The organism is Thiomonas arsenitoxydans (genome assembly GCF_000253115.1).
In the GTDB taxonomy this organism is placed as follows: Bacteria; Pseudomonadota; Gammaproteobacteria; order Burkholderiales; family Burkholderiaceae_C; genus Thiomonas; species Thiomonas arsenitoxydans.
Window position 1 is genome coordinate 1,639,507 of record NC_014145.1, and the last position, 21,826, is coordinate 1,661,332.

Annotated in this window: 23 protein-coding genes; 12 read left to right on the forward strand and 11 right to left on the reverse strand. The window is 61.5% G+C overall.

All coding sequences use genetic code 11. The features are described from left to right. The first annotated feature begins 179 nt into the window (after window positions 1–179). On the forward strand, window positions 180–623 hold the full coding sequence (locus THI_RS07525; protein WP_013105656.1) for a DUF2844 domain-containing protein: 444 nt from the start codon (window positions 180–182) through the stop codon (window positions 621–623). A 42-nt stretch (window positions 624–665) separates the two neighbouring features. On the opposite strand, the gene THI_RS07530 is transcribed toward THI_RS07525, so the two are convergent. Beyond that, window positions 666–1,286, reverse strand: coding sequence for a DUF4124 domain-containing protein (locus tag THI_RS07530; RefSeq protein ID WP_013105657.1), 621 nt, complete (start codon window positions 1,284–1,286; stop codon window positions 666–668). 165 nt (window positions 1,287–1,451) lie between these two features. Between THI_RS07530 and THI_RS07535 the strand changes: the two genes are divergently transcribed. Further along, window positions 1,452–2,255, forward strand: a complete 804-nt coding sequence (locus THI_RS07535; RefSeq protein WP_013105658.1) for an exodeoxyribonuclease III — start codon at window positions 1,452–1,454, stop codon at window positions 2,253–2,255. Between the two features lie 371 nt (window positions 2,256–2,626). On the opposite strand, the gene lspA is transcribed toward THI_RS07535, so the two are convergent. The 3 genes from lspA to THI_RS07550 all read right to left on the reverse strand — a co-directional run bounded on the left by lspA (window position 2,627) and on the right by THI_RS07550 (window position 7,157). Continuing rightward, window positions 2,627–3,154, reverse strand: a complete 528-nt coding sequence (lspA, locus tag THI_RS07540; protein WP_013105660.1) for a signal peptidase II — start codon at window positions 3,152–3,154, stop codon at window positions 2,627–2,629. Between the two features lie 13 nt (window positions 3,155–3,167). Continuing rightward, complete coding sequence (gene ileS, locus THI_RS07545) at window positions 3,168–6,047, reverse strand: isoleucine--tRNA ligase (protein WP_013105661.1); 2,880 nt, start codon at window positions 6,045–6,047, stop codon at window positions 3,168–3,170. 138 nt (window positions 6,048–6,185) lie between these two features. Then, window positions 6,186–7,157: a bifunctional riboflavin kinase/FAD synthetase gene (locus THI_RS07550; protein ID WP_013105662.1), complete on the reverse strand. Its 972-nt coding sequence runs from the start codon at window positions 7,155–7,157 to the stop codon at window positions 6,186–6,188. Here THI_RS07550 and THI_RS18805 point away from each other — a divergent pair. The 3 genes from THI_RS18805 (at window position 7,077) to THI_RS07560 (ending at window position 8,393) form a co-directional block, all read left to right on the forward strand. Further along, on the forward strand, window positions 7,077–7,355 hold the full coding sequence (locus THI_RS18805) for a hypothetical protein (protein ID WP_162097918.1): 279 nt from the start codon (window positions 7,077–7,079) through the stop codon (window positions 7,353–7,355). The two genes, THI_RS07550 and THI_RS18805, sit on opposite strands and share 81 nt — an antisense overlap. 165 nt (window positions 7,356–7,520) lie before the next feature. Then, complete coding sequence (locus tag THI_RS07555) at window positions 7,521–7,724, forward strand: cold-shock protein (RefSeq protein ID WP_013105664.1); 204 nt, start codon at window positions 7,521–7,523, stop codon at window positions 7,722–7,724. A gap of 105 nt (window positions 7,725–7,829) precedes the next feature. After that, a complete protein-coding gene (locus THI_RS07560) occupies window positions 7,830–8,393 on the forward strand; it encodes a DedA family protein (RefSeq protein ID WP_013105665.1) in 564 nt (187 codons plus the stop codon). Here THI_RS07560 and THI_RS07565 read toward each other — a convergent pair. From THI_RS07565 to THI_RS07580, 4 genes are all read right to left on the reverse strand, one after another. Continuing rightward, window positions 8,382–9,611 (reverse strand): tryptophan--tRNA ligase, encoded by a 1,230-nt coding sequence (locus THI_RS07565; protein WP_013105666.1) that lies wholly within the window; start codon window positions 9,609–9,611, stop codon window positions 8,382–8,384. The genes THI_RS07560 and THI_RS07565 overlap by 12 nt on opposite strands. 29 nt (window positions 9,612–9,640) lie before the next feature. Further along, window positions 9,641–10,300 (reverse strand): site-2 protease family protein, encoded by a 660-nt coding sequence (locus THI_RS07570; protein ID WP_013105667.1) that lies wholly within the window; start codon window positions 10,298–10,300, stop codon window positions 9,641–9,643. Window positions 10,301–10,390: 90 nt separating this feature from the next. Next, window positions 10,391–11,026 (reverse strand): L-threonylcarbamoyladenylate synthase, encoded by a 636-nt coding sequence (locus tag THI_RS07575; protein WP_013105668.1) that lies wholly within the window; start codon window positions 11,024–11,026, stop codon window positions 10,391–10,393. Between the two features lie 11 nt (window positions 11,027–11,037). Next, entirely contained in the window at window positions 11,038–11,889 is an 852-nt protein-coding gene (locus THI_RS07580; RefSeq protein WP_013105669.1) for a 3',5'-nucleoside bisphosphate phosphatase, read from the reverse strand. Window positions 11,890–11,927: 38 nt separating this feature from the next. On the opposite strand from THI_RS07580, the gene THI_RS07585 reads away from it, so the two are divergent. Together THI_RS07585 and plsY are read left to right on the forward strand one after the other, a co-directional pair. Next, the gene (locus tag THI_RS07585) at window positions 11,928–12,416 is read left to right on the forward strand and encodes an aminoacyl-tRNA deacylase (protein ID WP_013105670.1); all 489 of its coding nucleotides are present in this window, start codon (window positions 11,928–11,930) and stop codon (window positions 12,414–12,416) included. Window positions 12,417–12,427: 11 nt separating this feature from the next. Then, window positions 12,428–13,060 carry a glycerol-3-phosphate 1-O-acyltransferase PlsY gene (gene plsY, locus THI_RS07590; protein WP_013105671.1) on the forward strand — a complete coding sequence of 211 codons (633 nt, stop codon included), beginning with the start codon at window positions 12,428–12,430 and terminating at the stop codon, window positions 13,058–13,060. Window positions 13,061–13,074: 14 nt separating this feature from the next. On the opposite strand, the gene THI_RS07595 is transcribed toward plsY, so the two are convergent. Both THI_RS07595 and THI_RS07600 read right to left on the reverse strand, forming a co-directional pair. Beyond that, on the reverse strand, window positions 13,075–13,755 hold the full coding sequence (locus tag THI_RS07595; protein WP_013105672.1) for a retropepsin-like aspartic protease family protein: 681 nt from the start codon (window positions 13,753–13,755) through the stop codon (window positions 13,075–13,077). A 6-nt stretch (window positions 13,756–13,761) separates the two neighbouring features. Beyond that, complete coding sequence (locus tag THI_RS07600) at window positions 13,762–14,247, reverse strand: YajQ family cyclic di-GMP-binding protein (protein ID WP_013105673.1); 486 nt, start codon at window positions 14,245–14,247, stop codon at window positions 13,762–13,764. A 43-nt stretch (window positions 14,248–14,290) separates the two neighbouring features. Between THI_RS07600 and murB the strand changes: the two genes are divergently transcribed. The 3 genes from murB to def are packed head-to-tail and all read left to right on the forward strand — an operon-like array spanning window position 14,291 to window position 16,203. Then, complete coding sequence (murB, locus tag THI_RS07605) at window positions 14,291–15,316, forward strand: UDP-N-acetylmuramate dehydrogenase (protein WP_013105674.1); 1,026 nt, start codon at window positions 14,291–14,293, stop codon at window positions 15,314–15,316. Continuing rightward, a complete protein-coding gene (locus THI_RS07610) occupies window positions 15,316–15,654 on the forward strand; it encodes a DUF4282 domain-containing protein (protein ID WP_013105675.1) in 339 nt (112 codons plus the stop codon). The genes murB and THI_RS07610 overlap by 1 nt, the downstream gene beginning before the upstream one ends. 15 nt (window positions 15,655–15,669) lie before the next feature. Continuing rightward, window positions 15,670–16,203: a peptide deformylase gene (def, locus tag THI_RS07615; RefSeq protein WP_013105676.1), complete on the forward strand. Its 534-nt coding sequence runs from the start codon at window positions 15,670–15,672 to the stop codon at window positions 16,201–16,203. Between the two features lie 4 nt (window positions 16,204–16,207). Here the strand turns inward: def and THI_RS07620 are convergent, their stop codons facing one another. Then, complete coding sequence (locus THI_RS07620; RefSeq protein ID WP_231836446.1) at window positions 16,208–16,879, reverse strand: hypothetical protein; 672 nt, start codon at window positions 16,877–16,879, stop codon at window positions 16,208–16,210. Between the two features lie 630 nt (window positions 16,880–17,509). On the opposite strand from THI_RS07620, the gene THI_RS07630 reads away from it, so the two are divergent. Then, entirely contained in the window at window positions 17,510–20,362 is a 2,853-nt protein-coding gene (locus THI_RS07630) for a 2-oxoglutarate dehydrogenase E1 component (protein WP_013105678.1), read from the forward strand. A 131-nt stretch (window positions 20,363–20,493) separates the two neighbouring features. Further along, window positions 20,494–21,804, forward strand: coding sequence for a 2-oxoglutarate dehydrogenase complex dihydrolipoyllysine-residue succinyltransferase (odhB, locus tag THI_RS07635; protein ID WP_013105679.1), 1,311 nt, complete (start codon window positions 20,494–20,496; stop codon window positions 21,802–21,804). Window positions 21,805–21,826 lie beyond the last annotated feature (22 nt).

A 21,826-nucleotide genomic window follows, 5' to 3' on the forward strand; every position in this document is an offset into this window, starting at 1 on the left:
GCGCAGCATCAAAACGACTGAATCAACATGAACTGATTCAGCACGGCGTCAGTTTTGCGCTGCAGCATTCTGGCAAGAGTGCTGCGTCCGGCCCGAAGCTCTTCCGGCCGGATGCTGCCATCAGGCGCGGCTGGCTTATCGGTCAGACCGGGCACTCGCACCCAGAGCCTGTTCACATCATGAAAAATCGCTGGATCGTTCTCGGCGCGGCCGTTGCTTTGTCCGCGCCTATTGCCTGGGCCAGTCTGGTCCAGACACACTCATCACAACCCGACGCATCGAAGCGGCGGATGGTTCCGGCCGCGACCGCACAGATTGTGTCACGCTCGTTGCCTGACAATCTGCAGATCCGCGCCGCAACGGGGCCTCAGGGCATCCCGGTGCAGGAATACATCGGGGCCGATGGATCGCTATTCGCCATCACCTGGGCCGGCCCGCAGCGCGTGCAAGCGCAAGACATGGTGCGCCATTTCTTCCCTCAAGCCTCGGCTGAAAACGCCCATGCCGCGCATGGCCTGCAAGCGGTGGTGCGCAGTGCGCGGCAATCGTGGGGCAATGAAGGCGTGGCCTACTTGCCCGCCTTGATGCCGATGGATTTCGATCCGAACGGGCTGGCGCCCTGAGGCATTTCCCAAGGCCGCCTCTAGCTGATAGCTGGGCGGCGACTATTGCCTTGCCGATGCCCTGGCCCACAAAGGTTTCATCCGAGTGCGCAGCGCATCGTATTCGTGGTTGATGCGAACGATTTCGGCTTTTTGGCCTTGGATGAGTGCGGTTTGCTGCTTGGTCAGCACTTTGTTCTCATCGAGCTTGGTTCGCAGTTCGAGGGGCAGTGGGCCTTGCGGATAAAACTGCGCATCGATCTGCAGACGCTTGAACTGACGCTGCAGAGTAGCGAGTTGTTTTTCGGCGTCCTCAATCATCGACTGCGGCCGATTCAAATCGCTGACGCGGGCGGCCTCCAGCGCGGCTTCGTTTGGGTAGCGCAGCAACAGGGCACGATCCTCACGTTGCTGATCGCGCTGCTGTCTGGCCAGATTCTGCGCGGCCTCTTTTGCCTGGGCCTGCTCGGCCTGTTCCTTCATGGTCAGAATGCGCCGACGCACGGTGCCGTCTGAGCCGATCACTTTGCCGCCATAGGTCAGGCAATCCTGCGTCAAGCGATCACTGGAAACCAGCGTGCCGTTCGCGTCGCGACAGAGGTAGATGTCAGCGTGCGCCCACGGAGCGGTGCACAACAGCAAGCCGAGGAGGAGGGGTCGAAGTTGGCGCACGGTCAATTTCATGAACTGCGGGTGAGAGTGTTGCTGCAACAATGTCGAAGTGGGCCGTCGCGTTGACGAGCCGCCTTATTGTGCCTTGCTTTGCGGCGTTGCAGGCGCTGCCTGTGTTGCAGAGCAGATACCCGAGTGCCTGCCTGTTCATTGCCTGACCCAACCGGATGCCTGGATATGTTGCCTTTCCCCTTGCGCGTGACCACTCTGAATCTCAATGGCGTACGTTCCGCCGCGAACAAGGGGGTCGATGACTGGCTGCGCTCGCAGGCACGCCCGGATGTGCTCTGCGTGCAGGAACTCAAAGCGCTGGAAGCCGATATGACGCCCAGCCTGCGTACCTTGGGTGGATTGCCCGGGGCCGCATTTCAGCACGCCGAGAAGCCCGGCTACAGCGGCGTCGGCCTCTATTGGAAGCACGAACCCGATGAAGTGCGCATCGGTTTTGGCCATGCCGAGTTCGACGCGGAAGGGCGCTATGTCGAAGCCATTTACAAGCGCTCGGGCGGCGGGCGTCTATCCATCGTGTCCGCCTACTTTCCCTCGGGCTCCAGCTCCGAGGAGCGCCAGCAGGCGAAATTTCGGTTCCTGGCCGATTTCCACGAACACCTTCTGGCCCTGAAGGCCGCAGGCGAGGTGCTGCTGTGCGGCGATGTCAACATCGCCCACAAAGAGATCGACTTGAAGAATTGGAAAGGCAACCTCAAGAACAGCGGCTTCCTGCCGGAAGAGCGCGCCTGGATGACCCGACTGATTGATGAGGCGGGCTATGTGGACGTGTTTCGCCAACTCGACCCCGCGCCAAATCGCTACACATGGTGGAGCAATCGCGGGCAGGCCCGAGCGAAAAACGTGGGATGGCGCATCGACTATCACCTGGCCACTCCCGGCATCGCGGCGCAGGCTAAATCGGATAGCGCCTGGATTTACACGGAGCAGCGGTTTTCCGATCATGCTCCGCTAACTATCGACTACGCCTGAGGTCGGCTACGGTCGGTGGGCAGTGGGGCGCGGCCGCAAATAAAAAAACAGCCCGGTGGGCTGCTTGTTGTCGCCGACCGATAACTGAGATGCTTTGGATGCCCTCCCACCTGCGGGGGGCTGAGGCAAAAGGTGACCTTGCTGTCGGCAGCGGTAAGTCTGCATGTGGACTCCTGGGAGTCTGTCGGGCTTGGGGCGCGGATGGCGAAAAAAACCGCTGGCGCAGGGCGCCGCAGCGCCATTTTGCAGCCCGCGATCCTCAAATCCGACAGACTCCTAGCCAATACCATGAGGCTTTATCCCCAATTCAATAGCCATTGGGTGTGGCACTTTCACTATTGAACCCGCACTCAATAAACCAATAACAAAAGTCAAGACCGGTGCTGGCGAGCGCGTCGGAGTTCGTCCACGATCGCCAGCATGGCGCCGATGAAAATCGCCGAGTCGGCCAGATTGAACGCGGGCCAGTGCCACTGCTGGCCGTTGAGGGTGATGTAAAAGTCGAGGAAGTCGGTCACCTTGCCCCACAGCACGCGGTCGATCACATTGCCCAAGGCCCCGCCGAGAATGCACGCCAGCGCCAGGTTGAACAAAGGCTTTCCCCGGTTGCGGAACATCAGCCAGAGGATGAACAGCGAAGCGGCGAGGCTTAGCGCGGTGAAAAACCAGCGCTGCCAGCCCGGCGCACTGGCGAGAAACGAGAACGCCGCTCCGGGGTTGTGGATGTAGACCAGATTGAAAAAACCGGTCACCGGATGGCTGCTGTCGAGCGGCAGGTCTTGCCGTACCCACCATTTGGTGAACTGGTCGGCGGCAATGATCGCCAGCGAGACCAGCAGCCAGGGCCAGACCCGGCCGCGCCGGGCAGTGAAGGAGCTGTCAGACAGTGCAGAGGGCATGGGCGGGGGAGTCTCAGGCGAGATGGCGCGGTTCGCCCGCGCCGAAGAGGTTGCTCACGCAGCGCCCGCACAGACCGGGATGCGCCGGATCGGCATCGACATCTTCGCGCCAGTGCCAGCAGCGTTCGCATTTGGGTTGCTTTGTGGGCGTCACCACGATGCGCAGTTCTCCATCGCTCGGATGCAGGCTGGCGCGCGAGGTGATGAGCACAAAGCGCAGGTCGTCTCCTAAGCGTTCGAGCAGGGCGTGCTCGGTCTGCGGGGCGTAAATATCGACTTCGGCCTGCAGCGAGGCGCCGATTTTTCCTTGCTCGCGCAAGGCCTCGATTTCCTTGTTGGTCGCCTCTCGTAGGGCGCGAATACGCGCCCACTGATCGAGTAGCAAGGCGCTGTCGGTCTGCTCGGGCCACTGCCAATAGGTCTCGACAAAAATGCTCTCGCTCTTGCCGATCAGCGCCCAAGCCTCTTCAGCGGTGAAGCTGAGGAAGGGCGCCATCCAGCGCAGCATGCCTTGGGTGATTTGCCACAGCGCGGTCTGGGCGCTGCGTCGGGCAAGGCTGTCGGGCGCGGTGGTGTAGAGGCGGTCTTTCAGGGCGTCGAGATAGAACGCGCCCAGGTCTTCGGAGCAATAGACCTGCAGCTTGGCCACCACCGGGTGGAACTCGTATTGCTCGTAATGCGCCAGGATGACCGATTGCAGACTCTGCGCGTGGGCCAGCGCCCAGCGGTCGAGTTCGAACATCTGGCTCAGCGGTACGGCATGCTGGGCGGGATCGAAGTCGCTGGTATTGGCCAGCAGAAACCGCAGTGTGTTGCGGATGCGGCGATAACCATCGACCACGCGGGCGAGGATTTTGTCGTCGCCCGCAATGTCGCCGGAATAGTCGGAGGCGGCTACCCACAGGCGGATGATCTCCGCGCCCAGCTTGTTGCAGGTCTGCAGCGGATCGATGCCGTTGCCCAGCGACTTGCTCATCTTGCGGCCCTGGCTGTCCACGGTGAAGCCGTGGGTCAACAGCCCTTTGTAGGGCGCGCGGCCGTACATGGCGCACGAGGTGAGCAGCGAGGAATGAAACCAGCCGCGGTGTTGGTCATGGCCTTCCAGATAGAGATCGGCCTGCGGGCCTTCGGCATGGCCCGCGCCTGCATGACTGCCCATGAGCACGGTGGTGTGCGTGGTGCCCGAGTCGAACCAGACTTCGAGGATGTCAGCGCTTTTGCTGTAATGCGCCGCGTCGTTTGCGCAACCCACGCGGCCGAGGATGTCGGCGGCGCTGGCCTTGCTCCAGGCCTCGATGCCGCCGTGCTCCACCATCTCGGCGGCGACATCGAGGATGTCCATGGTGCGTGGGTGCAGTTCGCCGCTGTCCTTGTGCAGAAAAAACGGGATCGGCACGCCCCAGCTCCGCTGGCGGCTGATGCACCAATCCGGCCGGTTGGCGATCATGTCGTGCAGGCGCGCCTTGCCGTTCTCGGGGTAAAAGCTGGTGTGCTCAATGGCCTCGAGCGCCATCTGCCGCAGCGTTTTCGGCGCCTTGTCCTTGGTGAACACGCCTTCGCCTTCGTCCATGCGGATGAACCACTGCGCCGCCGCGCGATAGATCACCGGCACCTTGTGGCGCCAGCAGTGCGGGTAGCTGTGGGTGATGCTGTAGGTGGCCATCAGCCGATCAGCCTGACGCAAGGTGTCGATGATGTGAGGCACCGCCTTCCAGATGTTCTGCCCGCCGAACAGCGGAAAGTCGGGCGCGTAGTTGCCGTCGCCCTGCACCGGGTTGAGGATGTCCTCATAGGCCATGCCGTGCGCAACGCAGGAGTTGAAGTCGTCGACGCCGTAAGCGGGTGAGGAATGCACGATGCCGGTACCGTCGTCGGCGGTGGCGTAGTCGGCCAGATAGACCGGCGACAGTCGGCGGTAACCCGCATCCACCTCGTAGAGCGGGTGGCGGAACTCCAGCCCGCCCAGCGCCTTGCCGGGCGCGGTGGCCACGATCGCGCCCTCAATCTCATAACGCTTCAGGCAGGGTTCGACCAGGCTGGCGGCCAGCACCAGGTAGCCACGCGGCGTATCGACCAGGGCGTATTCGATTTCCGGGTTGAGATTGAGCGCCTGATTGGCGGGAATCGTCCAGGCGGTCGTCGTCCAGATGACGGCGAAGGCGGGCTTGGCGGCATCGGGTAGCGCGGGCAGACCAAAAGCCGCAGCGAGTGCCACGCGATCATTCGACTCAAAGGCGACATCGAGCGTCTGCGATTTTTTGTCAGCATATTCGATCTCGAATTCAGCCAGCGATGAACCGCAATCAAAACACCAGTACACCGGCTTGAGGCCACGGTACACAAAGCCGCGCTCGATCACCCGTTTGAAAGCGCGAATCTCCGCTGCTTCGTTGACGAAATCCATGGTGCGATAGGGATGATCCCAGTCGCCCAGCACGCCCAGACGCTTGAAATCCGTCCTTTGCTGGTCGATCTGCGCCGTGGCATAGGCGCGGCTCTTGGCCTGCATCTCGTCGCGCGGCAGGCAGCGGCCAAACTGCTTTTCAATGGCGTTTTCGATCGGCAGACCGTGACAGTCCCAACCGGGAATGTAAGCCGCATCAAAGCCGCTCAACTGACGTGCCTTGACGATCATGTCCTTCAGAATTTTGTTGACCGCATGTCCCATGTGAATCTGACCGTTGGCATACGGCGGACCGTCGTGCAGCACAAATTTCGGCGCCCCGGAGCGCGCCAGGCGCAGCCTCTGGTAGAGACCGTTTTCGTTCCAGTCCTTGATCCATTGCGGTTCGCGCTTGGGCAGGTCGCCGCGCATGGGGAAGGGGGTGTCTGGCAGATTCAGCGTGGCCCGGTAATCGGGTTTTTCGGCTGCGGAGGAGTCGGCGTGATCCATGGAATGGCAGTGCTGTGCTGGAGCCCCGAGCAAAGGGTCCAATGAGAAGGAGTGAGCGAGAAAAAAGTGAACCGCGATATCACCCGAAGCAACCGATCGTCAAAGCTGGGCGAGTCGGGTGCCCAAGGGCGAGCGCCGTCAAATTCGATCGCGGGTGGTTTGTCGGGCGAGCTGAGCAAACCAGGCACGCGCCTGGTCGCTGTCGTTCTGAATCGCCGCGATCAGTTGAGTCAGGTCGGGGTAATGCGCTTCGTCGCGCAGTTTGTGCAGGAGTTCCACCCGGATGAGTTTACCGTAGGCCTCTCCATGCCAATCGAACACATGCGTTTCCAGCAACACCCGCCCGTCGGTCTCGACGGCCGGTCGTGTTCCCAGGCTTGCCACGGCGGGCAGGGGCGCCAACTCCAGCCCGTGCACCCGGGCGACGAAAACACCGCCAAGCGCGGGGCGTGCGCGATCAAAACGCAGATTCAGCGTAGGAAATCCCAGCTTGCGGCCAAGTTTGGCCCCGTGCAACACATGCCCCGAAATGGCATAGGGGCGACCCAGCAAAACCTGCGTGGTCTCCATGTCACCCGCCTGCAGCGCCTGCCGCACAGCCGAACTCGAGATTCGCAACGCGGTTTCCGTGACCACAGGCATCTGACGTGCTTCGCCGCCCAGGTTGCGCATCAAGGTATCGAGCTGGGCGAAATCTCCCGCGCGCCTGGCGCCAAAGCGGAAATCATCGCCGACCAGGACGAATTGCGCCTTGAGGCCCTGCCATACGATCTGCACCACAAACTCCTCTGGAGATAACGCGGCGATGCGAGGATCGAAGCGCAGCACGACAACTTGCTGCACTCCGGCTTCACGCAAGGCGCACAACTTGTCGCGCAAGGTCGAAATATGGCTGGGTGCGGAGTCAGGGTGCCCCTGGAGTGTTGCAAAAAAATCACGCGGGTGCGGCTCGAAAGTCAGCACCGTCGGCACCAGCCCACGCGACCGGGCGACTTGCACCAACTGGTGCAACATGGCGAGATGTCCCCGGTGCACCCCATCGAAATTGCCGATGGTCAGTGCCGTTTGCGAGGCCAACGATTTGTGATGAATTCCTCTAAAAACATACATAAAAACAATTTATTAGAGTGTTATTTTGAGAGATTTTTTGAGCTGCTGCAGCAATCAAAAAATTTTAAGGGTGCGCTCCAATCTGATGCGCACGTCGGCGCATCGCTGCGACCTTGCCTGCCTGAAAAACGTCTATTGTCCGCCTTATCCAACACCGCGCCGATTGCTGTCGTGCACAGAGGGTTTGCCCTGCGCTGAATTGTCGCGCGCGCTGGTTTTTTGCGTGTATAGTTAGTGCGCAGTCGAAACAAGAACCAAGGTTCTCATTTGCTTGAAATGTTGGCTTGTGGCGGTTTCACAGTAGTGATTTGCCGGGCTTGTTGAAGATTTGCACTTATCTATATTTTCTTTAAAGGTTGATTCATGGCTACCGGTACTGTGAAATGGTTTAACGAGTCCAAGGGCTTCGGCTTCATCAAGCCTGATGAAGGCGGCGAAGATCTGTTCGCGCATTTTTCTGAAATTCAGGCCAAAGGTTTCCGCACTCTGCAGGAAAACCAGCGCGTCGAATTCACGGTGAAGGCTGGCCCGAAAGGTCCCCAGGCTTCTGCCATTCGCCCCATCTAATTAGATAGGGTGGCTGCGTCCTGATCAAAAGTCAGGGCGTTGCAAAATCAACCGGCCACTGGCCGGTTTTTTTGTGCGCCAACTATCTCGATAGACTCGTAACTCATGGTCGAGGATTTCGTTCGACATTACGGCTATGCCGCAGTAGCTTTAGGCGCCCTTGCCGAGGGAGAGACCGTACTGCTGCTTGCGGGGTATGGGGCCCACCGTGGCTGGCTGGAGTGGCCTTGGGTTGTTTTGGTGGCTGCACTGGCAGCTACTCTGGGGGATCAGTTTTTTTTCTTTCTGGGGCGTTGGTTTGGGCCGCAGTTGGTCCAGCGTTTCTCGGGCCTGGAAAACAATCTGCCCCGCGTTCAGCGCTTGCTGCATCGCGGGGCGCCCTGGGCGATTGTCAGCGTGCGTTTTCTCTATGGCTTGCGCATCGCCGGTCCCGTGCTGATCGGCATGGCGGGCGTAGCACCCTGGCGGTTTGTGCTTTACAACGCCATAGGCGCCGCCTTGTGGGCGCCGCTGGTCACGGGGCTGGGATGGTTTTTCGGCGCTGGCGTGGCGGAGTTGGCGTCTCGCTTGCAATGGGCCGAAGAAATCCTGCTGGCTATCGCCATCGTCGTCTTGTTGATCGTCTGGCGTCTGTGGAAACGCCGACAACGCGCATCTTCAAATCTTTAGGCCCATCGCGTCTCGGACGGCGTGCATAGTTTGTTGTGCCGTGGCGCGCGCCTTGTCGCTGCCGTGCGCCAGGATGTCGTGCACCAGCGCGGGGTTGTCGAGGTAGGGCTGGGCCCGCTCGAACATGGGTTGCTGTTCACGCAGGATGGCATCGATGACGGGCTGCTTGCACTCCAGGCAGCCGATGCCCGCCGTGGTACAGCCGCGTTGCACCCAGTCGCGGGTGGCGTCGTCAGTGTAGGCCAGGTGGAATTGCCAGACGGGACAGAGTTCGGGCGTGCCGGGATCGGTGCGTTTGACGCGCGCGGGATCGGTGGGCATGCGTTTGATTTTGTGCTCGACGCTCGCGCGCTCCTCCCGGATGGCGATGGAATTGCCGTAGCTCTTGGACATCTTGCGGCCATCCAACCCTGGCAGCTTGGACTCAGGGGTCAGCAGCGCTTCGGGTTCGCGCAGGATTTGCCTGCGACCACCGCTGAGTTGCGCTCGCAAGGCGTCTTTTTCTGCACGCGACAGTTTGCTGGCGGCGATCAGTTCGCGAGCCTGTTCGCGTTTTTCGGTCAGCCCCTCCTGATCGGCGGCACGACGCAGGGCAGCGAGTTGTGCGCGAACGTCCTCGGGCAATTTGGCCGCCGCGGCTCGCGACTGCGCCTCAACCGCAGGGTCTTTGCCATAGAGGTTGTTGAAACGGCGCGCGATTTCACGGCTCATCTCTATGTGCGGCACCTGATCGGCCCCGACGGGCACATAACGCGCGAGATAAATGAGGATGTCTGCGGCCTGCAGCAGCGGGTAGCCGAGAAAGCCGTAGGTCGTCAGGTCTTTGTCCTTCAGATTGGCGATCTGATCTTTGTATGTGGGCACACGCTCCAGCCAGGACAAAGGGGTGCCCATACCCAGCAGCAGAAACAGCTCGGCGTGCTCCAGCACCCGGCTTTGTACGAATAAGGTGGCCTTGTTCGGATCGACGCCAGCGGCCAGCCAGTCGATCACCATCTCGGTGGTGTGCGCGTGGATGGTTTCCGGCGTTTCGTAATGGGTGGTCAGCGCGTGCCAGTCGGCGACGAAAAAGTAGCAGTCGTGCGCGTTTTGCAGCTGTGCCCAGTTTTTCAAGGCGCCGTGGTAATGCCCCAGGTGCAGCGCACCCGTGGGGCGCATGCCGGACAAAACGCGATCATCGGCGCCCGTTGCGCCATCGGCCTGTGCAGGGAGAGTCATAAGGAAAGAGTCGGAGGAGAAAAGGGGGCTCAGAGGAGCATCTGAAAGGGGCTGAGCAGAACCTTGAGAACTTGCATGGACAGCGCCATGAGCGGGCTGAGCCAGAAGTTGGTGACGATGCCAGTGAGCACCAGCGCCATCACGATGAAAAAGCCGTAGGGTTCGACCCTTGAGACGGCGATGGCTTGCCGCACCGGCAGCAGCCCCACCAGAATGCGGCCGCCATCGAGTGGCGGCAGCGGAAACAGGTTGAACACGAACATCACCAGATTCACCAGAATACCGGCCTGGGCAACATCGTAAAAATAGACCTCGTTGACGGCGAAGGCGTGCAGGCCGACAAGCAGCAGGCCCCAGAGAAAGGCCTGAAAAAAGTTGGAAGCCGGGCCGGCGAGCGCGACCCAGATCATGTCGCTCTTGGGGTTGCGCAGTCGCCCGAAATTCACTGGGACCGGCTTGGCATAGCCAAAAAGAAAAGCCCCGGAGGTGGCGAAATAGAGAATGAGAGGCACGAGGATGGTGCCGATCGGATCGATGTGCCGCACCGGATTGAGAGATACGCGGCCCATCATGTAGGCGGTGTTGTCGCCGAAGTAGCGCGCCGCATAGCCGTGCGCCGCTTCGTGCAGGGTGATGGCGAAGAGCACCGGCAGGGCGTAGACGGTGACAGCCTGTATGAGTTGATCCATGCGGGAATTGTAGGAAGGGCGTGGTGACAGGACGGGCCAGGGGCGGCTTGACCCGCCCTGCGCCGAGGATGAAGAGCTTGATTGCGGGGTTTACTGCAGGGCCGGGAGGCCGAGCGCATCGAGCGGGCCGCGGCCGATGCGAATGACCACCGGCTCGGCGCCGCACAGATCGACCACGGTGGTGGGCTCGCTAGGGCAGGGCCCGGCGTCGAGCACCAGATCGACTTGATGCTCGAGCTGGTCGCGAATGTCGGCGGCGTCGTTCAGCGCGTGTTCGTCTCCGGGCAGAATCAAGGTGGTGGCGAGCAGGGGTTGGGCCATTTCCACCAGCAGGGTGTGGGCAACGGCGTTTTGCGGCACCCGCACGCCGATCGTCTTGCGCGAGGGGTGCGACACTCGGCGCGGCACTTCCTTGGTGGCTTCGAGAATGAAGGTGTAGGGCCCGGGCGTGCAGGCGCGGATGAGACGGTATTGCCGGTTGTCCACGCGGGCATAGTTTCCTAGCTCAGACAGGTCGCTGCACAGCAGGGTGAGGTGATGCCGCTCATCCACCTGGCGGATTTGCCGCAGGCGTTGCACGGCGGCTTTGTCGTCGAGATGGCAGACCAGGGCATAAGACGAGTCGGTCGGAATCGCCGCCACGCCACCACTGTGCAGCACGGCGGCGGCTTGCTTGATCAGCCGAAGCTGCGGGTTGTCGGGGTGCAGGTTGAAGTATTGCGCCATGGTGGAGGGGTTCAATGCAGCAAATCCCAGACGGGAGCGAGATCGGCAGGCAGGGGGGCGAGACGCCCGAGGTCGCAGATGCTTTCTCCTGGGCTGTGAAAATCGGAGCCACGCGAGGCGTAGAAGCCGAATTCCAGCGCGAGCTTGGCGTATTTGCGGGCCTGCGCTGCGGTATGGCTGCCGGTCACCACCTCGATGCCCTGACCGCCCAGCGACTTGAAGCGTTCCAGCAGGGCCCACTCTTCGGTTTCGGTGAAGCGGTAACGCCCCGGATGTGCAATCACGGTGATTCCCCCGGCGGCGCGAACCCAGCTCAGGGCCTCGTCGAGGCGGGCCCATTCGTGTTCGACATAGCCAGGCTTGCCCGGTGTGAGATAGCGGCTGAACACCTCGTGGGTCTGGCGGCACACGCCGAGTTCCACCAGCAAGCGGGCAAAGTGCGTGCGCGACATCAGCGCCGGATTGCCCGCATAGCGCAGCGCGCCGGCGTATACGTCGGACAGACCCAGATGCTTTTCAAGATCGGCCGCCATATCTCTTGCGCGTTGGTCGCGACCGGAGCGAATCTGTTGCAGGCCGCCTTGCAAGACCGGATGAGAATCGTCGAAATTCAGCGCCACGATGTGCACGGTCTGCGCGGCAAAAGATACCGAAATTTCCACCCCAGTTACAAAACGCAGACCCAGCGACTCGGCGCTTTGCCGCGCTTCTGTCAAGCCGCCGAGTTCATCGTGATCGGTGAGCGCCCAGAGATCAACCCCATTCGCATGGGCCCGCTGCGCCAGGGCGGCAGGCGTCAATGTGCCGTCTGAAACCGTGGAATGACAGTGCAGATCGGGGTTACGCGCAAAAGAAGCAGACATGATGCCGCATTGTAGGGAGGACGTCTAAACTGCGCCGGATGGGCAAATCTTCTCGACATATCAGCCTGACCCCGGCCACGCAATGGCTGCGCGCGCAAGGCGTGGCCTACACCGAGCATGTGTATGACTACGTCGATCATGGCGGAGCCGCCTGGGGCGCGCAGACCTTGGGGCTGCCCGTGCACGCGGTGATCAAAACCCTGGTGATGCAAGACGATGCATCGCAACCGCTGGTCGTGCTCATGCATGGCGACCGGGAGGTCTCGACCAAGCAGTTGGCCCGGGCAATCGGTGCGCGGCAGGTTGAGCCCTGCAAGCCAGAGGTGGCGCAGCGGCATAGCGGGTATCTGGTTGGCGGAACGTCGCCCTTCGGTCTGCGCAAGGCCATGCCGATTTATGGCGAGCAATCGGTGCGGGCGCTGGAGCGCATCTACATCAATGGCGGGCGGCGCGGCTATTTGCTGGGGCTCTCCCCCGACGTGCTCGACGCGGTTTTGCAGGTGCGCTGGGTGAACTGCGTTCAATAGAATCACAAAGCATGAATACATCGAACGTTGTGGCCCTGATCTTCGCCGGGCTGGCCTATCTGTTGGGATCGCTGTCGTTCGCCGTCTTGGTCAGCCGCGTCATGGGCATGGCCGATCCGCGCACCTACGGTTCGGGCAACCCGGGCGCCACCAATGTGCTGCGCAGCGGCAACAAGCTCGCCGCCATCCTGACCTTGCTGCTCGACGCCTTCAAAGGCTGGCTGGCGGTCTGGCTGGGCCTGGTGATCGGTCCTGGCTTCGGGCTTAGCGCGCCGGGTGTGGCCCTGGTGGCTGTGGCCGTGTTTCTGGGGCATCTCTACCCTGTGTTTTTCCATTTCAAGGGCGGCAAAGGCGTGGCGACTGCTGCGGGCGTGTTGCTGGCCGTCCAGCCCTGGCTGGGGCTGGCTACGCTGGCGACCTGGCTGATCGTGGCCGGATTTTTTCGCTACTCCTCTTTAGCGGCGTTGGTGGCTGCGGTATTCGCGCCGTTTTACTACTGGTTTGGCGGCGGGCTGGCCTGGAACGTCGACCCCGCGCTGCTGCTTGCCCTGATGATCATCAGCGCGCTGCTGATCTGGCGACACAAAAGCAATATCGGCAAGCTGATGCGCGGCGAAGAAAGCCGCATCGGGCGGAAGAAATAAAAACCGCGCGCCCCTCAATATCGAGGGCTCAGGGTCATGCGGTCGCCGTCGTGTTGCATATTGACCCGCTGCAGAAAGCTCATGCCGAGCAGGGCGTAGGGCATTGGGGTGTTGATCACCACGGCGGGTACGTTGTGCAGCTCAATATGGCCCACGCGCACTTTGTCGAGATCAATCAAGGTTGCAGGGATGGTGCCATTGGCGGTGTTGACGGCCGAGGTTCGCCTATTCTGCAGATTGATTCCCAGCCGCTGGGCTTGTTCGCGGCTGAGGGTGATGCGGGTGGCCCCCGTGTCCACCATCATGCGCAACAGTTCGCCGTTGATGCGGCACTCTGTCACGAACTGTCCGTTTGATTTCGCAAACAGAACGGTGCGCTGCGCGGCCGTCGCCCCCACGCCCAGCGGCGCGGCGCCCAGGCCCAGTTGCATTTTCTGCCCGCTGACTTCCACCGTGGCCTGTTGGTCCGAGAGGGCCAACAGTTTCATGCCTTGCACCGTTTGACCGATGCGCATTGTGCGCGGCGCGCCACCGTCGATCACCAGCAGCGCCTGATCGCCAAATTTTCCGGCCAGACCCACGCTTGCCGCCGCAAAGGCCGGGTTGCCGCCAAGCGCAAAGACCGTGCAGGCTAAGACCCAGCGGGCAGCGCGCGCAGCAGACCAAGGGCGCAGCAGCCTGGCGGATTTGCTCACGCCAGCTCAGTCCCGAAAATTGTTGAATGACAGCGGCGCTTCCTCGATGTCTTTGCGCAGCACCGCCATAGCTGCCTGCAGGTCATCGCGCTTGGCCCCGGTGATGCGCACGATGTCGCCCTGAATCGCTGCGGTCAGTTTGAGCTTGGAACCCTTGATCGCTGCGGTGATCTTTTTCGCCAGCTCCTGCGGAATGCCGGCCTTCACGGTGATGACCTGTTTGACCTTATCTCCGGAAATTTTTTCGATTTTCCCGAGATCGAAAAAGCGTGGGTCGATTTTGCGCTTGGCGGCCTTGGCCATGAGCACATCGCGCACCTGCCCGAGCTGAAAGTCGCTGTCGGCCGTCAGCGTGAGCGCCTTGTCGTTCTGCTCGACCTGGGCGGAACTGCCCTTGAAATCAAAGCGGGTGGCGATTTCCTTCGCCGCTTGATCGCAGGCGTTGCGCACTTCGACAAGATCGGGTTCGAGAACGGCATCGAAAGAGGGCATAAGTGAACCTTGAAGATAATGGACGTTTGATTTGTGGGATTCTATGAGCCTGGAACTCGAAACCGATGTGCCCCTGCGCGCATTCAACACCTTTGGCATCGAAGCCACCGCGCGGCGTCTGGTGCGGGTGCGCAGTGCGCGCGATGTTCGTCTGGTGGTCGATCATCCCGAATGGGGACGTTCGCCCAAATTCATTCTGGGCGGCGGAAGCAACGTGCTGTTCACCCGCGACATTGACGATGCGGTGGTGGTGAAGACGGAAATTCGCGGCCTGCGCGTGCTCGAAGACGACGCCCGTTCCACCCTGATCGAAGTGGGCGCAGGCGAGCCCTGGCATGACGTGGTGATCTGGGCGCTGGAGCAGGGCTTCGCTGGGCTGGAGAATCTTGCCCTCATTCCCGGCACGGCGGGGGCGGCGCCGGTGCAGAACATCGGCGCGTACGGCTTGGAGTTGTCCGACCGGCTGGAGTCGGTCGATGTGGTCGACTTGGTCACCGGCCGCAGCGCCACCTTGCCTGCGGCACATTGTCGGCTGGGCTACCGCGACAGCATTTTCAAACGCGAACTCGCGGGCAAGTCGGTCATCACCGCGATTCGCCTGCGTCTGCCCAAGCCCTGGGCGCCTGTGGCGGGGTATGCGGATGTGGCGCGGTGGTTGCAGCGCGAGCAGATCTCCGATCCATCGCCCCACGACGTGTTCAAGGCCGTGTGCGCCATCCGAACCAGCAAATTGCCGGATCCTGCCCAGCTGGGCAACGCCGGGAGCTTTTTCAAAAATCCGGTGGTCAATCGCACCATCCGCAATGAAATCCTGGAAGAACATCCCGACATCGTCAGCTACCCGCTGGACGACGGCACCTACAAACTCGCCGCAGCGTGGATGATCGCCGCCTGCGGCTGGAAAGGGCAAACGCTGGGCCGCGCGGGGGTGCATGAGCAGCAGCCCCTCGTTCTGGTCAACCGCGGCGGGGCTACGGGCGCCAACGTGCTGGAACTGGCGCGCGCGGTGCAAGACAGCGTCGAGCAGAAATTCGGCCTTCGACTTGAGCCCGAACCGGTCATTCTGTGATGCAGGCGATCGTCGATTTTTTCGCCTTCCGCACCTTTGTCAGCCTGGACGTCCTGCGCGTGGTTTACGCGCTGGGCGCCATCGGCATGCCGTTGCTGGCCTGGGCGGTTTGGCTGTGGCTCGATCGTTTCGCGCTGTGGCGGTCGATGCGCGGCGTATCAGCGTCTGCGGTTCGCCGGGTTGTTCCCAAGCGTTGGCGTGTGATCTCTGTTTTGTTGTTTCTGCTGTGTTTTTTCTGCATGGAACTCATGTGGCGCATGATGTTTGAATTCATCATCGCCTATCTGCAGATGCACGAGGCCTTGCAACTGCTTTCACAACGCGCGGGCCTGCGCTGACTGGAGAAATAGCCGATGACACTCCACACCATTTTGCGCATGGGCGACCCCCGGCTGTTGCGCGTCGCCAAACCGGTGGTCAAGGCGGATACGCCCGAACTTCACGCCCTGATCGCCGATCTGTTCGAGACCATGCAGGCGGCCGGTGGTGTTGGCCTTGCCGCGCCGCAGATCGGGGTTGACCTGGCCGTGGTGATTTTCGGTTTCAGCCAAAGCGCCCGTTACCCTGAGGCGCCAGCCGTGCCGCAGACCGTCCTCATCAACCCGGAAATTTCAGTGCTCGACGATGCCGAGGAAGAGGGCTGGGAAGGCTGTTTATCGGTGCCCGGCCTGCGCGGCTGGGTGCCGCGCTTTCGCCGGATTCGCTACCGCGGCATGGATCCCTATGGCAACCCCATCGACCGCGAGGCCGAAGGCTTCCATGCCCGCGTCGTGCAGCATGAGTGCGATCATCTGATCGGCAAGCTCTACCCCATGCGCATCCGCGATTTCAGCCGGTTCGGTTTTACGGACGAGTTGTTTCCCGGGCAGGACATCGCTGACGACTAAACCCTCAGGGCTTCACTTCCACCAGCCACATGGAGCTGGTGGGGTTGTTGATGGCGGTTTCCGCTGACCATTCAGGGTTAACCGCTGTGCCAGCATAGGATACGGTCTGCCAGGCATCGGCTCCACTGTTGGAGTTCAGCGAGTTGTTGCCCATATCCAGACGCGTCCAGCCAACAGGCGCGTTGTAGACGTTGGTGGGATCGCTCTGAGAGCCGGTGAAATCGGCGGGGCCCCAGAAGGACACGACCAGACTGTTCGGACCCGTGGTGGTCAGAGGTTTCGCACTGTCGTTTGAGCGCGAATCGCTGTACGTCCAATCGCCCAGCGCGCTTGCGCCCGACAGCACCACAACGAACAAGGTTGCCTCGTTGTCTTCATAGCTCGACGTTTTGTTCAGGCTCCAGGTCTGTCCTGTACCTCCCTTGGCGTTGACGCAGGCATAAAGGTAGCTGCCGGCCCCGACCCCTGCATAGGTTTGCGCATTGCCGATGCGCGTGTAAGTGTTGCCCTTGTTGTCGGTGAGACTGGAGAAAGTACCGGTATTTTGAGTGAGCACCTGCACCAGGATGATGGAACCCGATGCAGGCGTGTTGACCGGGGGCGTGGTCATGGGAGACGTACCGATACCCGACACATCGACCTTCAGCGCGTGTGCGGCGACATTGACGACACCCACATTGTTTGTCGGGGCAGACGGCGATGCAGAACTTGAATTGGATGCGGTGCCGCTGGGTGCCGTGGAACTCGGGGTTGTAGAACTCGGGGTCGTGGAACTCGGGGTCGTAGAACTCGGAGTCGTAGAACTCGAAGTCAAGGCGGAATTTTGGTCCGCCGATGGGCTGGCTGTCGAACTACCTCCACCGCCGCACCCCGTCAACAGCAAGGCGCCGAGGAGCAGAGCGGGAAGGGGAAATACAACAAAGCGTCGTGTCAAAGTTTTGATGGGCATGACGGTGTCCTCGTTAGGCGAACTGCTGGCAATAAGACCAATGCGCGCTCAGCAGGCCTAGGCTTGTCGTGCGCTACTTTTTTTTGCGGATGAGCGCATGGTAAGCATTTGATTTGACTTGCAAGCCCAAGTGATTGCGGGGGCGATGGGCCAAGGGCAGCGCCCCTCAGCTGATCCTTGCTGAAACGCTCACTTACATCCCTGCTTTGCGTTGCATCAAAACTGCGTGCTAGAGTGTTGCCAGACTCGTTTGAGTCCAGGCCCTTCTAAAGCCGCAATCCGCCAATCGGGCAGCCCGAGCCGCGGAAGGATGTTCTCCCACTGAGCGCCGGGGTGCCCGGCAGACTGTGAGCGCATATGTTGATGCAGAAATTCAAAGCCAATTCCTATCTCTTCGGCGGCAATGCCCCGTATGTCGAAGAGATGTACGAGAGCTATCTCTCCAATCCCGGTTCGGTTCCCGACCATTGGCGCGAATACTTCGATGCGCTGCAACATGTGCCCGCGCTCGACGGCAGCAATGCGCGCGATGTGCCGCATGCCCCGGTGGTGTCGGCCTTTGCCGAGCGCGCCAAATCCGGCCCGATCCGCACCTTGCAGGCAGTGGCCGATGGTGAACTGGCGCGTAAACGGGTTGCCGCGCAGCAACTGATCGCCGCCTACCGCAATGTGGGAGTGCGCTGGGCCGATCTCGACCCGCTCAAACGCACCGAACGACCGAATATCCCGGACCTGGAGCCGTCGTTCTATGGCTTTACCGATGCCGATCTGGAAACCGTGTTCAACGTCAGCAACACCTTTTTCGATCGCGAAAATCTGTCACTGCGCGAACTGCTCAACAACCTACACGAAACCTACTGCGGCTCACTGGGCGCCGAGTTCATGTACCTCAGCGATCAGGACCAGAAACGCTGGTGGCAACAGCGGCTGGAATCCACCCGCACGCGCCCGGATGTCGATGCCGAGGCGAAAAAACATCTGCTTGAACGGTTGACCGCTGCTGAAGGGCTGGAGCGTTATCTGGCGACCAAATATGTCGGCCAGAAGCGCTTTTCGCTCGAAGGCGGCGAGAGTTTTATCGTCGCCATGGATACCCTGGTTCAGCGCGCGGGCGCGCTGGGCATTCAGGAAGTCGTCATCGGCATGGCGCACCGCGGCCGCCTCAACGTGCTGGTCAACACCCTGGGCAAACGGCCGCAGGACTTGTTCGACGAGTTCGAGGGCAAACATGCAGATGACCTGCCGTCCGGTGACGTGAAGTATCACCAGGGCTTTTCCAGCGATGTGTCCACGCCCGGCGGCCCGGTGCATCTGAGCCTGGCGTTCAACCCGTCGCATCTGGAAATCGTCAATCCGGTGATCGAAGGCTCCACCCGGGCGCGGCTGGATCGGCGCGGCGACGCGCTCGGTGAAACGGTGTTGCCGGTGCTGGTGCATGGCGACGCGTCGTTTGCCGGGCAGGGCGTGGTGATGGAAACCCTGGCGCTGGCGCAGACTCGCGGCTACACCACGGGCGGCACGGTGCACATTGTCATCAACAACCAGATCGGCTTCACCACCTCCGATCCGCGTGATGCGCGCTCCACGCTGTACTGCACCGATGTGGCGAAAATGATCGAGGCGCCCATCCTGCATGTGAATGGCGACGATCCTGAGAGCGTGGCCTTTGCGACCAGTCTGGCGCTCGACTATCGCAAACAGTTCCATCATGACGTGGTGGTGGATATCGTTTGTTTCCGCAAACTGGGGCACAACGAGCAGGACACCCCCGCCGTCACCCAGCCGCTGATGTACAAAAAGATCGTGGCGCATCCGGGCGCGCGCAAGGTCTATGCAGACCGTCTGGTGAGCCAAGGGGTGATTGCCGCGGCCGATGCCGATCAGTTGGTGCACGAATTCCGTGCCGAAATGGAGTCGGGCATCAGCCTGGAGCCGGTGCTCACCAACTACAAGAGCAAGTACGCGGTCGACTGGTCGCCCTACCTCAACCGCCGCTGGACCGACAGCGCCGACACGGCCCTGCCGATGACCGAGCTCAAGCGGCTGGCCGAGCGCATTACCACCGTGCCAGAGAATTTCAAGCTTCACCCCTTGGTCGAAAAAGTGATTGCCGACCGCGCCAAGATGGGCCGCGGCGAAATGCCGCTGGACTGGGGCATGGGCGAGCACATGGCCTTCGCCTCGCTAGTGGCCAATGGTTTTCCGGTGCGGCTCTCCGGCGAAGACAGCGGTCGCGGCACTTTCAGCCATCGCCACTCGGTGCTGCATGACCAAAGCCGCGAAAAGTGGGACGTCGGCACCTACATCCCGCTGCAGAACGTCGCCGAAGGGCAGGCGCCGTTCACCGTGATCGACTCCATTCTGTCGGAAGAGGCGGTGCTCGGCTTCGAATACGGCTACTCCACCGCCGACCCCCGCACCCTGGTGATCTGGGAGGCTCAGTTCGGCGATTTCGCCAATGGCGCGCAAGTGCTGATCGACCAGTTCATCTCGGCTGGCGAAGTGAAGTGGGGCCGCGCCTGTGGCCTGACGCTGATGCTGCCGCACGGCTACGAAGGGCAGGGGCCGGAGCACTCTTCGGCGCGCCTGGAGCGCTACCTGCAGCTTTGCGCCGAAACCAATATGCAGGTCTGCCAGCCGACCAACCCGTCGCAGATTTTTCATCTACTGCGGCGGCAGATGCTGCGGCCCTTCCGCAAGCCGCTGATCATCATGACGCCCAAGTCGCTGCTGCGACACCCGCATGCCAAGTCGCCGCTATCCGATCTGGCGAACAGCCGTTTCGAGGTGGTCTTGCCTGAGGTGGAAGAACTGCAGGCCGATAAAGTCAAGCGCATCGTGGCCTGCTCCGGGCGGGTGTATTACGACCTGCTGGCGGCGCGCACCGAGCGCAAGATCGACGATGTGGCCATCATTCGTCTTGAGCAGATCTATCCCTTCCCGCACAAGGCCTTTGCGGCTGAAGTCAAACGCTACCCCAATGCGCGCGACATCGTGTGGTGCCAGGACGAGCCGCAGAATCAGGGCGCATGGTTCTTCGTACAGCATCACATCCACGAAAACATGCTCGAAGGGCAGAAGCTCGGTTACGCCGGGCGGCCTGCCTCCGCATCGACCGCGGTGGGCTATTACGCCAAACATGCCGAGCAGCAAAAAGAGCTTCTGAGCGCGGCCTTCGGCAAGCTCAAAGGCTATGTGCTGACGCGCTGATTGATGACGGGCGGCGCGCGTACCGGCCGCCCCGAAACCCACAAAAAATCTTCTGACACCGTTCACTGGCCGCGCAGTTCCCGCAGTTCCCTTCCTTTCTCGCGGCCGCCTTAAAAATACCGGACTCCATCATGGCGCTGATCGACATCAAAGTTCCCCAACTCTCCGAATCCGTGGCTGAAGCCACTCTGCTGACCTGGAAGAAAAAGCCCGGCGAACCCGTGGCGCAGGATGAAATCCTGATTGAAATCGAGACCGACAAAGTGGTGCTCGAAGTGCCCGCTCCCGAAGCCGGGGTGATGGCGCAGATCGTCAAGAACGACGGCGAATTGGTGACCAGCGACGAAGTCATCGCCAAGATCGACACTGAAGCCAAGCCGCAGACCAGCCCGTTGCCCGTGGCGCCAGTCAAGGCGGCTGAACCGGCTGCTTCGGCTCCGACCGCGATTGCATCTGCAGTTGCGCCTGCGGCGCCCTCCGCAGGCGCGGCGGTGGCTATGCCGGCTGCGGCGAAGATCATGGCCGAGCAGGGCGTGAATCCGTCAGACGTGGCGGGCACCGGGCGCGGCGGCCGCATTACCAAGGGCGATGCCTTGCAGGCTGCGGCTGCGCCCAAGCCGCCGACCGTTCCAGCCCCAACGCCCGCGCCGAAACCGGCGACCGCTGCGGCCGCAATGCCCTCGCTCACTATCCCCGCGTTGCAGCCGGTGGAGGCCGATCTCGATCTCGCCGCCTACACCGACCGGCCCGAACAGCGCGTGCCGATGAGCCGCCTGCGCGCGCGCATCGCCGAACGGCTGCTGCAGTCGCAGGCCACCAACGCCATCCTCACCACCTTCAACGAAGTGAACATGAAGCCGGTGATCGACATGCGCAATCTGTACAAAGACAAGTTCGAGAAGCAGCACGGCGTGAAGCTGGGTTTCATGAGCTTTTTTGTGCGCGCCGCGGTGCATGCGCTGCGCAAGTTCCCGCTGCTCAACGCCTCGATCGACGGCAATGACATCGTCTATCACGGCTACTTCGACATCGGCATCGCCGTGGGCAGTCCGCGCGGGCTGGTGGTGCCCATTCTGCGCAATGCCGATCAGATGAGTTTTGCCGACATCGAAAAAGCCATCGCCGATTTTGGTGCCAAGGCACGTGACGGCAAGCTGACCATCGAGGAGCTCACCGGCGGCACCTTCTCCATCAGCAACGGCGGAGTGTTCGGCTCGATGCTGTCCACGCCCATCATCAATCCGCCGCAGTCGGCCATTCTGGGCATCCACGCCACCAAAGACCGACCCGTGGTCGAAGACGGTCAGATCGTGATTCGCCCGATGAACTACCTGGCAATGAGCTACGACCATCGCCTGATCGACGGCCGCGAAGCGGTGCTCGGCCTGGTGGCGATGAAAGAGGCGCTCGAAGACCCCGCGCGTCTGCTGCTCGATCTTTGATCCGGGCGCCGAGCCAAGGCTT

What these genes read in the sequence shown, in the direction of transcription:
- THI_RS07525 (WP_013105656.1), top strand. Translation starts at nt 180, where the DNA reads ATGAAAAATCGCTGGATCGTTCTCGGCGCGGCCGTTGCTTTGTCCGCG.
- THI_RS07530 (WP_013105657.1), bottom strand. Translation starts at nt 1,286, where the DNA reads ATGAAATTGACCGTGCGCCAACTTCGACCCCTCCTCCTCGGCTTGCTG.
- THI_RS07535 (WP_013105658.1), top strand. Translation starts at nt 1,452, where the DNA reads ATGTTGCCTTTCCCCTTGCGCGTGACCACTCTGAATCTCAATGGCGTA.
- lspA (WP_013105660.1), bottom strand. Translation starts at nt 3,154, where the DNA reads ATGCCCTCTGCACTGTCTGACAGCTCCTTCACTGCCCGGCGCGGCCGG.
- ileS (WP_013105661.1), bottom strand. Translation starts at nt 6,047, where the DNA reads ATGGATCACGCCGACTCCTCCGCAGCCGAAAAACCCGATTACCGGGCC.
- THI_RS07550 (WP_013105662.1), bottom strand. Translation starts at nt 7,157, where the DNA reads ATGTATGTTTTTAGAGGAATTCATCACAAATCGTTGGCCTCGCAAACG.
- THI_RS07555 (WP_013105664.1), top strand. Translation starts at nt 7,521, where the DNA reads ATGGCTACCGGTACTGTGAAATGGTTTAACGAGTCCAAGGGCTTCGGC.
- THI_RS07560 (WP_013105665.1), top strand. Translation starts at nt 7,830, where the DNA reads ATGGTCGAGGATTTCGTTCGACATTACGGCTATGCCGCAGTAGCTTTA.
- THI_RS07565 (WP_013105666.1), bottom strand. Translation starts at nt 9,611, where the DNA reads ATGACTCTCCCTGCACAGGCCGATGGCGCAACGGGCGCCGATGATCGC.
- THI_RS07570 (WP_013105667.1), bottom strand. Translation starts at nt 10,300, where the DNA reads ATGGATCAACTCATACAGGCTGTCACCGTCTACGCCCTGCCGGTGCTC.
- THI_RS07575 (WP_013105668.1), bottom strand. Translation starts at nt 11,026, where the DNA reads ATGGCGCAATACTTCAACCTGCACCCCGACAACCCGCAGCTTCGGCTG.
- THI_RS07580 (WP_013105669.1), bottom strand. Translation starts at nt 11,889, where the DNA reads ATGTCTGCTTCTTTTGCGCGTAACCCCGATCTGCACTGTCATTCCACG.
- THI_RS07585 (WP_013105670.1), top strand. Translation starts at nt 11,928, where the DNA reads ATGGGCAAATCTTCTCGACATATCAGCCTGACCCCGGCCACGCAATGG.
- plsY (WP_013105671.1), top strand. Translation starts at nt 12,428, where the DNA reads ATGAATACATCGAACGTTGTGGCCCTGATCTTCGCCGGGCTGGCCTAT.
- THI_RS07600 (WP_013105673.1), bottom strand. Translation starts at nt 14,247, where the DNA reads ATGCCCTCTTTCGATGCCGTTCTCGAACCCGATCTTGTCGAAGTGCGC.
- murB (WP_013105674.1), top strand. Translation starts at nt 14,291, where the DNA reads ATGAGCCTGGAACTCGAAACCGATGTGCCCCTGCGCGCATTCAACACC.
- THI_RS07610 (WP_013105675.1), top strand. Translation starts at nt 15,316, where the DNA reads ATGCAGGCGATCGTCGATTTTTTCGCCTTCCGCACCTTTGTCAGCCTG.
- def (WP_013105676.1), top strand. Translation starts at nt 15,670, where the DNA reads ATGACACTCCACACCATTTTGCGCATGGGCGACCCCCGGCTGTTGCGC.
- THI_RS07630 (WP_013105678.1), top strand. Translation starts at nt 17,510, where the DNA reads ATGTTGATGCAGAAATTCAAAGCCAATTCCTATCTCTTCGGCGGCAAT.
- odhB (WP_013105679.1), top strand. Translation starts at nt 20,494, where the DNA reads ATGGCGCTGATCGACATCAAAGTTCCCCAACTCTCCGAATCCGTGGCT.